Raw genomic sequence first — 13,800 nt, 5'->3', positions numbered from 1 at the left:
GAACCCTTCTTCGGTGCTATGCGGGGCAGGTCCCAACGCATGTTGGATGTGTGAGATGAGAGCATCATTTTTGCAGGGATCTGAGCCCGTGGGCACCCATTGTGGGGGGGGCAAGACAGTCAGGTCCAGGACCTTTCAAGCCCTAAGTCGTTGATTTGATTAGATTTTCATCTATATGTTTCTTGCCGATACAATTTTTCTAGGCTACATTGGCGGGCTGTTTCAAATCGTGGGGTTCTGTGCGCGTGTTTTGCTTGGTAATAAGACCTGCCCTTTCTTGGGCGGGCGGGGTTGAAACGGCATGACTCTCCCCACGATGGCGTCTCCGGCGCAGCACAAAACAGTGCTCCTTGATGAGGCAGTGGATGCCTTGGTGCATGACCCCGATGGGGTCTATGTGGACGGGACCTTCGGTCGCGGTGGGCATTCGCGGCTGATTTTGTCGCGGCTTTCCCCCCGAGGGCGTCTGATCGCGATTGACCGTGATCCGGAGGCCGTGGCGCATGCGTTGACCGGCGCTGAACGCATCGACGATCCGCGTTTTTCGATCACCCATGCTCGCTTCGCCCAGATGAGCGAAGTCTTGGCCGATGTCGGGGTGGCCGCGGTCGATGGTGTGTTGCTGGATCTGGGCGTTTCTTCACCGCAGATCGACACTGCTGAACGGGGTTTTAGTTTCCGCCGCGATGGTCCGCTGGACATGCGCATGGACCCGACGCGCGGCCAAAGTGCGGCTGACTTTCTCGCCAAAGCCCCTGAAGCACGCATTGCCGAAGTGGTGCGCGACTTTGGCGAGGAACGGTTTGCCTCGGCCATCGCCAAAGCGCTGATCGCTCGGCGCGAAACGGGGGTGCCGGTGCTGCGTACCCTTGATCTGGCCCAGATCGTGGCGCGGGTGGTCAAGACGCGTGAACGTGGTCAAGACCCCGCAACACGCACCTTCCAAGCCTTGCGTATCTTGGTCAACGGTGAGCTTGACGAGGTTGAGCAAGGCTTGAGAGCGGCCTTGGCGCATTTGCGGACCTCGACCGGCCGTTTGGCCGTCATCAGTTTCCATTCGCTCGAAGACCGGATCGTCAAAACCTTCATTGCCCGCCACGGGCGCGGTGAGGTGGATCGGCGTGCGCCCATGGCCGAGCCGGCTCCAGCGCGACTCCAAGCCTTGGCCCGCTTGAAACCCGGTGACGCGGAGGTCAGCGCCAATCCGCGGTCGCGCTCTGCCGTGCTGCGCGTGGCTGAACGGACCGCTGTGCCCCTGCGACCTCAGGAGATGGCATGACCACCCGTTTGAATTTGCTGCTCTTGTTGGCCTTGATCATCAGTGCGGTGTACTTGGTGCGCACGTCTTACGAATCCCGCCGGGTTTTTGTGGCCTTGGAGCATGAGCATGTCGAGGCGCGGTTGCTGGCCAGCGAAGATGAGCGGCTGCAAGTCGAGCAGCGCGCTCAGGCCACGCATTTGCGGGTCGATCGTTTGGCCCGTGAACAGTTGCAGATGCGTACAGCGACCCCTGCCGTGACTCAATATGTCGATGACCGCACTTTGCGGGCGATCCCTGTGGTGCGCTCGTCCTCTGCGCCCGCATCGGCGGTGGGTGAGGTTCGTCGGTGATGAAGGGTTTGGATTTTCTGCGCCCGTTGAGGGCGCGTCGCCATGGGGTACGGGGCGGCACCCCTTCGGTGTCAGCCGCCTCGGCGGTGCGTTATGCCACCAGCCCGTTGTTGGCTACCAAAACGCCGCTGTGGCGTTCCCGCTTGCTGGTGCTGGCGTTTGGTCTTGGCTTCATGGGGCTGATTGGTCGGGCGATTTTCATCCAGGCCATCGGCACCGAGTTCTATCTCAAGCAAGGCGAAAGCCGCTACGTGCGCACCTTCACCCTGCCGGCGCGACGGGGTCGGATCACCGACCGCAACGGTCAGATCTTGGCCGCCAGCGTGCCGTCGCCGTCGATCTGGGCCATTCCGCGCGATGTCCAGGCCACGCCCGATCAAATCCGAGCCCTGTCGGCCTTGCTGGGCATGACGCCGCGTGAACTCAGCGGTCGGCTCGACGAGAACCAGAACTTTGTCTGGCTGCGCCGCCAAGTCGATACCGATGTGGCCCTTCAGATCAAGGCGTTGGGGATCAAGGGCGTTCATCAGGAGCGCGAGTACCGACGCCACTACCCCGAAGGTGAGGCGGCCGCCCATGTGGTGGGCTTTACCAACGTCGAGGACAAAGGCCAAGAAGGCATGGAGCTGTCGTTCCAGAAGGTCCTGCAAGGGACCAACGGTTCGCGCAGTGTGGTGCGCGACCGGCTGGGGCGCATCGTGGAAGACGTCGGTGACAAGCTGGAGCCCAACGACGGCAAAGACATCGCTCTTTCGCTGGATTCCAAAATCCAGTTCTTCGCCTATCAGCGCATCCGCGACGCCGTGGCTGAAAACCATGCCAAAGCAGGCAGCGTGGTGGTGCTGGATGTGCGCACGGGCGAAGTGCTGGCGCTGACCAATTTCCCGAGCTACACGCCGGAAGATCGTCACGGTCTGACCGGGGGGCAGCTGCGCAATCGCACCCTCACCGACACCTTTGAGCCCGGCTCCACCATGAAGCCTTTTGTGGTGGCTTTGGCCCTGCAAACCGGGCGGGTGCGGCCTGACTCCATGATCCAGACCGCCCCGGGCCGGATTCAAGTCACGGGCTCCACCATCAGCGATGCCCATCCGCATGGACTGCTGAGCGTCGAGCAGGTGATTCAGAAGTCGAGCAACGTCGGTGTGGTCAAGATCGCCATGCAGATGCAACCGCGCGAGATGTGGGAGATGTTCTCCGCCGTGGGTTTGGGGCAAAAGCCGCCGTTGAATTTCCCCGGCGTGGTCTCGGGCCGCTTGCGGCCCTTCAAGAACTGGCGGCCGATTGAGCAAGCGACCATGAGCTACGGCTATGGTTTGTCGGCCTCGCTGTTCCAACTTGCTCGGGCTTACATGGTCTTTGCCCGTGAGGGCGATCTGCCGCCGGTGACCTTGCTCAAGACCGATCAGCCTCCTCAGGGGGCTCCGGTGATCTCGCCTGAAGTGGCGCATGCCGTGCGCAAGATGCTGGCCATGGCGGCGGGTGATGGTGGCACGGCACCCAAGGCGCAAGTGCCGGGCTATTCGGTCGGGGGCAAAACGGGTACGGCGCACAAGCAAGAAGGCGGCGGCTACGCCGGGAGCAAGTACCGTGCTTGGTTCGTGGGTATGGCGCCGGTGTCGGACCCGCGTGTGATCGTGGCGGTGATGGTCGATGAACCCACGGCCGGCAAGCACTTCGGCGGCGATGTCGCTGCGCCGGTGTTCAGCGACGTGGTCAAGCAGACCTTGCGCATGATGAGCGTGCCCCCCGATCTGGAAGTGAAATCGCAGCTCGTGGTTCACCAGCCTGTTCAAGCTGTTCTGGAGTCCTTCTGATGGGTATCTCTTTGACCTCCTTGGCCGCACCCGATGCAGCGGCTTGGTTGACCGAGCGCGTCACGGGCACCTTGCGCACCGACAGCCGCCACGTGCAGCCGGGTGACGCCTTTGTGGCTTGGCCGGGCCATGTGCGCGATGGTCGGGATTTTGTCGCGGATGTGTTGGCACGCGGTGCCTCGGCCTGTTTGATCGAAGCCGAGGGGGCGCCCGCTTTTGGCTTTGACGACCCGCGCATCGCCCAAGTCGTCGGGCTCAAGGGCGCGACCGGGGCCATCGCGGATCAGTTTTTCAACCATCCCAGCCAGCGGCTGAGCGTGGTCGCCACCACCGGCACCAACGGCAAAACCTCCACCGCTTGGTGGATGGCGCAGGCCTTGAGGGGCTTGGGCCAGCGCTGCGGGCTGATTGGCACCTTGGGGGTGGGCGAGCCGCCACCGGGCGAGGTGATCGCCACGGGCTTGACCACGCCGGACCCGGTGGTGTTGCACGCCGCGCTGCATCGTTTTGCGGCGCAAGGCTTTGCGGCGACCGCCATCGAGGCGTCTTCCATCGGCATCGAGGAAGAGCGCTTGAACGCGGTGCAAGTTCGGGTGGCGCTGTTCACCAACTTCACCCCCGATCACCTCGACTACCACGCCACCATGGTGGCGTATTGGGCCGCCAAGCGGCGGCTCTTTGGCTGGCCAGGGCTGCAAGCGGCGGTGATCAACATCGATGACCCTCACGGAGCCTTGCTCGCCCAAGAGCAGCTGGGCTGCGCGATCTGGACCTATGCCGTCGATCAACCGGCCCGGTTGCGCGCCACCGACGTGACGTATACCGACGGCGGGCTGAGTTTTGGCGTGCTTGAAACCCTGCCCAGCGGCGGCACGGACCTTGTGCCGATGCACACCCGCTTGATTGGGGCCTTCAACGTGGCCAACGTGTTGGCGGTGATCGGTGGCTTGCGGGCGTTGGGCGTGCCCTTGGCGCAGGCCTGTGCCCACGTGGCGCATGTCACGCCTGTGCCGGGCCGCATGCAGCGCGTGCAGCCCGGCACGGGCCCGATGAACACGGTGCTGCCGCAGGTGGTGGTCGATTACGCCCACACGCCCGACGCGCTCGATAAAGCGTTGCAAGCGTTGCGGCCTTTTGCTGAGGCTCGGGGCGGGCGGCTTTGGTGCGTGTTTGGCTGCGGCGGTAACCGTGACACCACCAAGCGCCCGGTGATGGGTGCTTTGGCGACCCGGCTGGCCGATCAGGTGGTGCTGACCAGCGACAACCCGCGCCACGAGTCGCCCGACGCGATCCTTGATCAGATCGAAGCTGGTTGCGGCCCACAGCGGCCCGCGCATGTGCGCCGCCTCAGCGACCGCCGTGCGGCGATTGCACTTGCGCTGGCCGAGGCGGCACCCGCCGATGTCTTGCTGATTGCCGGCAAAGGCCACGAGGATTACCAAGAGGTGGCCGGGCAGCGCCAGCCGTTCTCGGACATCGACGAAGCGGCTCGCGCTTTGCAGGCTTGGCGTGAACCCATGTTCACCTTGGCCGAAGCCCAAGCCTTGATCCCTGGCTCGGTGCTGGTGGCGGCCCACCCGGGCGCGGCCCAGAGCGTGGTTTTGCGGGTCCACACCGACACCCGCAGCTTGAAGGCGGGTGATTTGTTTGTGGCGCTGCGCGGCGAGCGCTGGGACGCGCACGACTTTTTGGTCACGGCGCGCGAAGCGGGGGCGGCAGCGGCTTTGGCCGAGCGCGGGCTGGCCGAGGCCGGCTTATCGGGCCTGTTGGTACCCGACAGCCTCAAGGCTTTGCAAACCTTGGCCACCGCGTGGCGAGCGCGTTTTGCCATCCCGCTGATCGCGGTCACCGGCAGCAACGGCAAGACCACGGTGACGCAGATGATCGCTTCGATCCTGCGCGCTTGGGCCGGCGAGGCCGCCTTGGCGACCAGCGGCAACTTGAACAATCACATCGGCGTGCCGCTGACCTTGCTGCGCTTGCGGCCCAGCCACCGCGTGGCGGTGGTCGAGTTGGGCATGAACCATCCGGGTGAAATCGCCGAGCTGGCCGCCATGGCGCAGCCGACCGTGGCCTTGGTGAACAACGCTCAGCGCGAGCATCAAGAGTTCATGAAGACGGTGGCGGCCGTGGCCGAGGAAAACGGCGCGGTGTTGCAGGCTTTGCCGGCTGACGGCGTGGCGGTGTTCCCGGCGGGGGATGCCTTCACGCCGCTTTGGCAAGCGTTGGCCGGGCCTCGGCGGATCGCTTGTTTTGGTTTGGATCCTGCGGCCAGCGCAGCCTCGTCGGCGCAATGGCAGGGCACGCACTGGCGCGTTCAAATGGGGTTGTTGGATTGGCGCCTGCACGTGGCGGGGCTGCACAACGTGCGCAACGCCTTGGCAGCAGCCACTTGCGCCTTGGCGGCGGGTGCGCCGGCCTCAGCGGTGATGGTCGGGCTCGATGCGTTTGAGCCCGTCAAAGGCCGCTCGCAGTTGTCGCAGTTGCGCTTGCCAACCTCCGCCGAGATGACCCAAGAGCGGACCCAAGAGCGGGTGATCACCCTGATCGACGACACCTACAACGCCAATCCGGATTCGGTGCGCGCGGCCATCGACGTGCTGGCCGCGCTGCCCGGGCCGCGTTGGTTGCTGCTGGGCGATATGGGTGAGGTGGGGGATCAAGGCCCGGCGTTCCATGCCGAAATCGGCGCGTATGCACGCGCTTGCGGCATCGAGCAGCTCTGGACCGCCGGAACTTTGGCGCAGGCCAGCGCCGAGGCCTTTGGCGCGGCGGCACGACACCATGCCGACACCGTTGCTTTGGTGGGCGCTTTGCGCGCTGTCCCGACACATTCGTTACCCCTTGCTAGCGCGGTGCTGGTCAAGGGCTCCCGATTCATGAAGATGGAACAAGCCGTGGCGGCGTTGCGCGACCACGGCGCAGAAGGAAGCGTTCATGCTGGTTAGTCTGGCCCTGTGGTTGCAGGCGCATTACCCCGAGCAATTGGGGTTCTTGCGTGTTTTTCAGTACATCACCTTCCGGGCGGTGATGTCGGCCATGACGGCCTTGTTGTTGGGTCTGGCCTTTGGCCCAAGTGTGATTCGGCGCTTGGCCGCCCTCAAAATCGGCCAGCCGGTGCGCGAGTACGGCATGCAGTCGCATCTGGTCAAAACGGGCACGCCCACCATGGGCGGCGTGCTGATTTTGCTGTCAATCGCCATCTCAACTTTGCTTTGGTTTGATTGGTCGAATCGCTTTGTCTGGGTGGTGATGCTGGTGACCTTCGGCTTTGGCGCCATCGGCTGGGTCGATGACTGGCGCAAGGTGGTGGACAAAAACCCTGAAGGCATGGCTTCGCGCGAGAAGTTCTTCTGGCAGTCGCTCATCGGTCTGGTGGCTGCGCTCTACCTCGCTTTCAGCGTTTCGGAAACGTCCAACATGCGGGTGATGGATTTGTTCTTCCGCTGGGTGATGTCGGGCTTTTCAAATGAGCTGCCCCCCAAGGCCGACTTGATCGTGCCGTTTTTCAAGACGGTGAGCTATCCGCTGGGTGTGTTCGGCTTCATCTTCATGACGTACTTCGTCATCGTTGGGGCCAGCAACGCGGTCAACTTGACTGACGGTTTGGATGGTCTGGCGATCATGCCGGTGGTGTTGGTCGGGGCCGCGCTGGGGCTCTTTGCCTACGTCACGGGTCACGCGGTTTACGCCAAATACTTGTTCCTACCGCATATCCCGGGAGCGGGCGAGTTGCTGATTTTCTGCACCGCCATGGCCGGGGCGGGCTTGGCTTTTCTGTGGTTCAACGCCTATCCCGCGCAGGTCTTTATGGGCGATGTCGGCGCTTTGGCGCTGGGCGGAGCCTTGGGCACCGTGGCGGTGATCGTGCGCCAAGAGATCGTGCTGGGCATCATGGGCGGCATTTTTGTGGTCGAAGCGCTGTCGGTGATGGTGCAGGTGATCTACTTCAAGTACACCAAGAAGCGTTACGGTCAAGGCAAGCGCATCTTCCTGATGGCGCCCCTGCACCACCACTACGAGAAAAAAGGCTGGGAAGAAACCCAAGTCGTGGTGCGTTTTTGGATCATCACCATGCTGCTTTGTTTCGTGGGCTTGTCCACGCTCAAGCTGCGTTAACCCTCGACACGGATCAAGAGAAATGCAGGGCATGCAAGGACAGTCGGTGTTGATTTTGGGGCTGGGCGATTCGGGCCTGGCGATGGCGCGCTGGGCTGCGCGTTGTGGGGCGGCGCGCATCGTGGTGGCGGACAGCCGCGCGCAGCCGCCGCGCGCGGCGCAGCTCAAGGCCGAGGTGCCCTTGGCCGAGTCGGTCTGTGGGTTCGATCCAGCCCTGCTCGATGGGATGACGCGGGTTTTCAAAAGCCCCGGCCTTTCGCCGCTTGATCCGGCGTTGGCGCCTTTGCTCGCGCAGGTCCAAGTGCTGGGTCTGCCGGTGGCGGGTGAGTTGGGTCTTTACGCCCAAGCCTTGGCCGATCTGAAAGCCGAGCGTGCTTATGCCCCCAAGGTGCTGGCGATCACCGGCACCAACGGCAAGACCACCACCACGTCGCTGACGGCGCTCTTGGTGGAGCGTTGCGGTCACAGCGTGGGCTTGGCCGGCAACATCGGCCCGACTTTGCTCGATACCTTGTCGCAAGCGCTCGACAACGACCGGCTGCCGGATGTCTGGGTGCTGGAGTTGTCGAGCTTTCAACTCGATGGGGTAGAGGGTTTTGAGCCCACGGCGGCGGCGGTGCTCAATGTCACCCAAGACCATTTGGACTGGCATGGCTCGATGGCCGCTTATGCGGCGGCCAAGGCGGGTATTTTTGGGCCGGGGACGGTGCAGATCTTGAACCGCGACGAGGCCCCGACATGGGCCATGGCGCGCTCGACCGCCGTGGGTTTTAGCTTGGGCGTGCCGCAGCGTGTGGGCGATTGGGGCTTGAGCGAAGACAACGGCATGACGTGGCTGGTGCGCGCGGGGGCGGCCGAGGATGAGCCGCAGGCTTCTTCGCGGCGACGTCGGGCTGCTGAGCCCAGCGCCGCGCTGGTGTTGCAACGCTTGATGCCGGCCGACGCCTTGCGCATTCGGGGGCGGCACAACGCGGCCAATGCCTTGGCGGCGCTGGCGCTGACCACCGCCGCCGGCTTGCCGCTGGCCCCGATGCTGCACGGTCTGCGGGAGTACACCGGCGAGCCGCATCGCGTGCAGTGCGTGGGCGTGCTCGACGGCGTCGAGCTGTACGACGACAGCAAAGGCACCAATGTCGGCGCCACCGTGGCGGCGCTGAATGGTTTGGGCGCCGACAAGGCGCCGGGGCAGTTGGTGGTGATTTTGGGCGGTGATGGCAAGGGCCAAGACTTTGCACCGCTCTTGGAGCCGATTCGCCGCCATGCCCGCGCCGTGGCCCTGATCGGGCGTGATGCGGGCTTGATCGAAGCGGCGCTGATGACTGCCAATCTCCCGCTCAAACACCACCTGAGCCTTGAAGCCGCCACCCGCTGGGGCTTTGAGCAGGCTCGCTCGGGCGACGCGCTGTTGTTGTCACCGGCCTGTGCCAGCTTGGACATGTTCCGCAACTATGCGCACCGCGCCGAGGTGTTTGTGGCCACCACCCAAGCCTTGGCCGCCGAGCGCGGAGCGTGGACCGCATGAAAACTTGGTTTGCATCCCTGTGGGCGCGTCGGCCGACTTGGCTGGCGGAGGCTTCCCAAGGCGAGGCGGCTTGGCCGGGCGCGCCGCTCGATACCCCTTCGCGCTGGGTCGGTTTCGACATGGCCCTGACGTGGGTGATTGTTGGTTTGCTGGCGCTGGGTTTGGTGATGGTCTATTCGGCCTCGATCCAGCTGCCGGACAACCCGCGTTTTGCGCTCTATGCGCCGACGCACTTCTTCACGCGCCACTTGGTGTCGATCGCTTTGGCTTGTATCGGCTCAGGGGTGGTGTTGGCCACACCGATCAAGTTCTGGGAACGCTGGGCCCCGTGGATATTCGTCGCTTCCTTGGTGCTGCTGGTGCTGGTGCTGTTGCCCTTCATCGGCAAAGTGGTGAACAAGTCGCGGCGCTGGATCCCCTTGGGCATCATGAACTTTCAGCCCAGCGAATTCGTCAAGCTGGCCATCGTGCTCTACGCCGCCAACTACATGGTGCGCAAGATGGACTTGAAGGAAAACTTCATGCGTGCGGTGGCTCCGATGGCCGTGGCTCTCGGTGTCGCCGGGGTGCTGTTGTTGGCCGAGCCCGACATGGGGGCCTTCATCGTCATCGCCATGATCGCCATGGGGGTGCTCTTTTTGGGCGGGGTGAACGGGCGCATGTTCTTGATGACCACGGCGGTGCTGGTGGGTGCTTTTGTGCTGATCATCACTTTCAGCGAAGTGCGCCGCGAGCGCATCTTTGCCTACCTCAATCCGTGGGACGAAAAGTACGCGCAGGGCAAGGGCTATCAGTTGACCCATTCGCTGATCGCCTTTGGTCGGGGCGAGGTCTTTGGCCAAGGGCTGGGGGCGTCGGTCGAGAAATTGCATTACCTGCCTGAAGCGCACACCGACTTCCTGCTGGCGGTGATCGGCGAAGAGCTGGGCTTGGTGGGTGTGCTGGCGGTGATCTTGGCGTTTTTTTGGATGGTGCGGCGCATCTTTGTCATCGGTCGCCAAGCCATCGCGCTGGACCGGGTGTTTGCTGGCCTCACGGCCCAAGGCATTGGCCTGTGGATGGGCGGGCAGGCCTTCATCAACATGGGCGTGAATCTGGGTGTGCTGCCCACCAAGGGCTTGACCTTGCCGCTGATGAGTTACGGCGGCTCGGCCATTGCGGTGAGTTGCGTGGCGCTGGCGATGGTGCTGCGCATTGACATGGAAAACCGCGACATGATGCGCGGGAGGTTGCCGTGATGGTGGGTTCTTCCAAGCCTCATCTGATCATCATGGCGGCCGGCACCGGCGGCCATGTCATGCCGGGTTTGGCGGTGGCGCGCGAGATGCTGCGGCGCGGCTGGAGCGTCAGCTGGATGGGCACGCCCACCGGGATGGAACATCGGCTGGTGGCCGCTTCGGGCTTGGATCTGCGCATGGACGTGATCGGCTTTGCCGGTCTGCGCGGCAAGGGCGCTTGGGGCGCGCTGCGTGGCGGCTTGCAGTTGTTGCGCGGCTTGGTGCAGGCGTGGGCCTTGATGCGCGCCGGGGGGGCCACAGCGGTGCTGGGCATGGGCGGCTATGTGTGCTTTCCGGGCGGCTTGGCGGCCCGCTGGCTCGGGCTGCCGCTGATGCTGGTGAACGCTGACGCCGCGTTGTTGCTCTCGAACCGGTCGCTCCTGCGCTGGGCCGATCGCATCGCCTTTGGTTTTGACGGTGAAGCTGCCCGGCGCACGCCTCGGGGCTTGGTGACCGGCAACCCAGTGCGCCCCGAGATGGAAGCCATCGCCCCGCCCCTTGAGCGTTTTGCCGGCCGCAGCGGGCCGCTCAAGGTGTTGGTGGTGGGCGGGAGTTTGGGCGCGCGGGTGCTCAACGAGACCATGCCGCAGGCCTTGGCGCTGCTGGCTCCGGCTGAGCGACCCCACGTGACGCATCAAACCGGCCAAGCCCACTGGGCGTCGGTGCAGGCCGACTATGCCAAGGCGGGCGTTGAGGCGCAGATCGTGCCCTTCATCGACGACATGGCTGCGCAGTTGGCGGCTTGCGATGTGATCCTGTGCCGCGCTGGCGCCATCACGGTGAGCGAGCTGTGTGCGGCCGGTGTGGCCAGCGTGTTGGTGCCGTTGGTGGTCAGCACCACCAGCCATCAGCGCGACAATGCCGCCTGGCTGGCCGGCCAGCAAGCCGCGATGCATCTGCCGCAGACCGAGTTGTCGGCGGCACGATTGGCACAAGTGCTCAAGCAGCTTGAGCGCGCGTCGTTGCTGACCATGGCCAACCGCGCCCGTCAATTGGCCCAGCCGCATGCCGCGCAGCGTGTGGCCGATGAGCTTGACGCCTTGATTTTTGGACAGATACGCAAGGACGCCGCATGAAACACGCGGTCAAACATATTCATTTTGTCGGCATCGGTGGGGCCGGCATGAGCGGGATCGCCGAGATTCTGCATAACTTGGGCTACACCGTGTCGGGCTCCGATCAAGCCGACAACGCGGTGACGCGGCGCTTGGCCGAGTTGGGCATCCGCGTCAGCCAAGGCCACAGCGCCGAGGCGGTGCAGGGCGCGCAAGCGGTGGTGACCTCCACAGCGGTCAAGGCCGATAACCCCGAAGTGCTGGCGGCCCGCGCCAAACACATTCCGGTGGTGCCTCGGGCGGTGATGCTGGCTGAGTTGATGCGCTTGAAGCGCGGCATTGCCATCGCGGGCACGCACGGCAAGACCACGACCACCTCGCTGGTGACCAGCGTGCTGGCCGAGGCTGGGGTGGACCCCACCTTTGTGATTGGCGGCAAGCTCAATTCGGCCGGGGCCAACTCGGCGCTCGGTAAGGGCGAGTTCATCGTGGTCGAGGCCGACGAGTCGGATGCCTCGTTCCTGAACCTGATGCCGGTGCTCTCGGTGGTGACCAACATCGACGCCGATCACATGGAAACCTACGGCCACGACTACAGCCGCTTGCGTCAAGCCTTCGTCGATTTCTTGCACAAGATGCCGTTCTACGGCTCGGCGGTGGTTTGCGGCGACGATCCGGGCGTGCGCTCGATCCTGCCGATGGTTTCGCGGCCGCTCATCACCTACGGTTTGGGGGACGACGTGCAAGTGCGTGCCATCGATGTGCAGGCCCTGCCCGGCGGGCAGATGCGTTTTGTCTGTCAGCGGCGCAACGGTGTGGCGATGCCCGATTTGCACATCACCTTGAACTTGCCCGGCGAGCACAACGTGCGTAACGCCTTGGCCGCCATTGCGGTGGCCACCGAGCTGGAGTTGCCCGATGCGCCGATCGTCAAGGCGCTGGCCGCTTTTGCCGGTGTGGGCCGGCGCTTTCAGCGTTGGGGCGAGTTGCCGGTGGCGGCGCAGTACGGCGGTGGTCGCTTCACCTTGATCGACGATTACGGCCATCACCCGGTCGAAATGGCGGCAGTGATCGCGGCGGCGCGTGGCGCATTCCCGGGGCGGCGCTTGGTGCTGGTCTTTCAGCCGCACCGCTACACCCGCACCCGCGACTGCTTTGAAGACTTCGTCAAGGTGATGGGTTCGGCCGATGCGGTGCTGCTCACCGAGGTCTACGCCGCTGGCGAAGCGCCCTTGGTGGCGGCCGATGGGCGCTCCTTGGCGCGCGCTTTGCGTGTGGCTGGCAAGGTGGACCCGGTGTTTGTCGATGCGGTGGACGCCTTGCCCGAGGCCTTGGGCGTTCAGGTCCGTGATCAGGATGTGGTGATCGCCATGGGGGCGGGCTCGATTGGGTCGCTGCCTGCCCGGTTGGTGGCGTTATTCAAGGAAGAACAAGCATGAGCACGCGTTTGGGCAAGGTGGCTGTTTTGATGGGGGGCACGTCCGCAGAGCGGGATGTGTCGTTGATGTCCGGCACCGGTGTCTTGCAAGCCCTGCGCAGCCAAGGGGTGGATGCGCACGCTTTTGATCCGGCGCAGCGTCCGCTGGGGGATTTGCGCAGCGAGGGTTTCGACCGCTGCTTCATCGCGCTGCATGGTCGCCACGGCGAAGACGGTTCGATGCAAGGCGCGCTGGAGTTGCTCGGCATTCCCTACACCGGCTCGGGCGTGATGGCCTCAGCGATTGCCATGGACAAGGTCATGACCAAGCGGGTCTGGATCGCCGAAAGTCTGCCCACGCCGGCCTATCGCTGGATCGGGCCGGATGATCGCAGCGATGAGCGCGTGCGTGACCTGACTGCTGATTTGGGCCTGCCGCTGATGATCAAGCCGCCGCGCGAGGGCTCTTCGATTGGCATCAGCAAAGTCACCGACGAAGATCAAATCCACGCAGCGGTGCAGCTGGCTGGGCGTTACGACCCGGATGTGCTGTGCGAAGCCTTCATCGCTGGCGAGGAAATCACCTGCCCGATCTTGGGAGAGGGCGCCTCAGCCCACGCCTTGCCGGTGGTGCGCATCGTCGCCCCCGAAGGCAAGTACGACTATCAAAACAAGTACTTCAGCGATGAGGTCGGCTACCTCTGCCCAAGCGGCTTGCCCGAAGCCGAAGAGCAGGCGATTCAGCGCTTGGCCGTGGCGGCGTTTCGGGCGCTGGGTTGCCGGGGCTGGGGACGGGCGGATCTGATGATTCGCGCCAGCGATCGCAAGCCCTTCCTCTTGGAGATGAACACCGCGCCGGGCATGACCGGGCACTCCTTGGTGCCGATGTCAGCGCGCGCTGCGGGCATCAGCTACGAGCAGCTTTGCCTGCGCTTGCTGGCCGCCGCGCGGCTTGATGCTTCTCCGGCAAAGCAGGCCTGAG

General features: G+C 64.2%; 10 protein-coding genes. All 10 read left to right on the top strand.

Annotation, left to right across the window (positions count from 1 at the left end; all coding sequences use genetic code 11):
• The first annotated feature begins 316 nt into the window (after positions 1–316).
• The 10 genes from rsmH to AB3X39_RS00205 are packed head-to-tail and all read left to right on the top strand — an operon-like array spanning position 317 to position 13,799.
• A complete protein-coding gene (rsmH, locus tag AB3X39_RS00250) occupies positions 317–1,279 on the top strand; it encodes a 16S rRNA (cytosine(1402)-N(4))-methyltransferase RsmH (protein WP_369415442.1) in 963 nt (320 codons plus the stop codon).
• The gene (gene ftsL / locus AB3X39_RS00245) at positions 1,276–1,611 is read left to right on the top strand and encodes a cell division protein FtsL (RefSeq protein WP_369415337.1); all 336 of its coding nucleotides are present in this window, start codon (positions 1,276–1,278) and stop codon (positions 1,609–1,611) included. The genes rsmH and ftsL overlap by 4 nt, the downstream gene beginning before the upstream one ends.
• The gene (locus AB3X39_RS00240; RefSeq protein ID WP_369415336.1) at positions 1,611–3,428 is read left to right on the top strand and encodes a peptidoglycan D,D-transpeptidase FtsI family protein; all 1,818 of its coding nucleotides are present in this window, start codon (positions 1,611–1,613) and stop codon (positions 3,426–3,428) included. The genes ftsL and AB3X39_RS00240 overlap by 1 nt, the downstream gene beginning before the upstream one ends.
• Positions 3,428–6,376, top strand: coding sequence for a bifunctional UDP-N-acetylmuramoyl-L-alanyl-D-glutamate--2,6-diaminopimelate ligase MurE/UDP-N-acetylmuramoyl-tripeptide--D-alanyl-D-alanine ligase MurF (gene murF / locus AB3X39_RS00235; protein WP_369415335.1), 2,949 nt, complete (start codon positions 3,428–3,430; stop codon positions 6,374–6,376). Before AB3X39_RS00240 ends, murF begins: the two co-directional genes overlap by 1 nt.
• The gene (gene mraY / locus AB3X39_RS00230) at positions 6,366–7,547 is read left to right on the top strand and encodes a phospho-N-acetylmuramoyl-pentapeptide-transferase (RefSeq protein WP_369415334.1); all 1,182 of its coding nucleotides are present in this window, start codon (positions 6,366–6,368) and stop codon (positions 7,545–7,547) included. Before murF ends, mraY begins: the two co-directional genes overlap by 11 nt.
• Positions 7,548–7,578: 31 nt before the next feature.
• On the top strand, positions 7,579–9,069 hold the full coding sequence (gene murD, locus AB3X39_RS00225) for a UDP-N-acetylmuramoyl-L-alanine--D-glutamate ligase (RefSeq protein ID WP_473964875.1): 1,491 nt from the start codon (positions 7,579–7,581) through the stop codon (positions 9,067–9,069).
• A complete protein-coding gene (gene ftsW / locus AB3X39_RS00220; protein ID WP_369415332.1) occupies positions 9,066–10,307 on the top strand; it encodes a putative lipid II flippase FtsW in 1,242 nt (413 codons plus the stop codon). Before murD ends, ftsW begins: the two co-directional genes overlap by 4 nt.
• Complete coding sequence (murG, locus tag AB3X39_RS00215; RefSeq protein ID WP_369415331.1) at positions 10,307–11,422, top strand: undecaprenyldiphospho-muramoylpentapeptide beta-N-acetylglucosaminyltransferase; 1,116 nt, start codon at positions 10,307–10,309, stop codon at positions 11,420–11,422. The genes ftsW and murG overlap by 1 nt, the downstream gene beginning before the upstream one ends.
• Entirely contained in the window at positions 11,419–12,840 is a 1,422-nt protein-coding gene (gene murC / locus AB3X39_RS00210) for a UDP-N-acetylmuramate--L-alanine ligase (protein WP_369415330.1), read from the top strand. The genes murG and murC overlap by 4 nt, the downstream gene beginning before the upstream one ends.
• Complete coding sequence (locus AB3X39_RS00205; protein WP_369415329.1) at positions 12,837–13,799, top strand: D-alanine--D-alanine ligase; 963 nt, start codon at positions 12,837–12,839, stop codon at positions 13,797–13,799. The genes murC and AB3X39_RS00205 overlap by 4 nt, the downstream gene beginning before the upstream one ends.
• Position 13,800 lies beyond the last annotated feature (1 nt).

It is taken from the genome of Leptothrix ochracea (genome assembly GCF_041083635.1).
In the GTDB taxonomy this organism is placed as follows: Bacteria; Pseudomonadota; Gammaproteobacteria; order Burkholderiales; family Burkholderiaceae_C; genus Sphaerotilus; species Sphaerotilus ochraceus.
The sequence above is the reverse complement of the archived record's forward strand: the minus strand, read 5'-3'. Positions and strand labels throughout refer to the sequence as shown.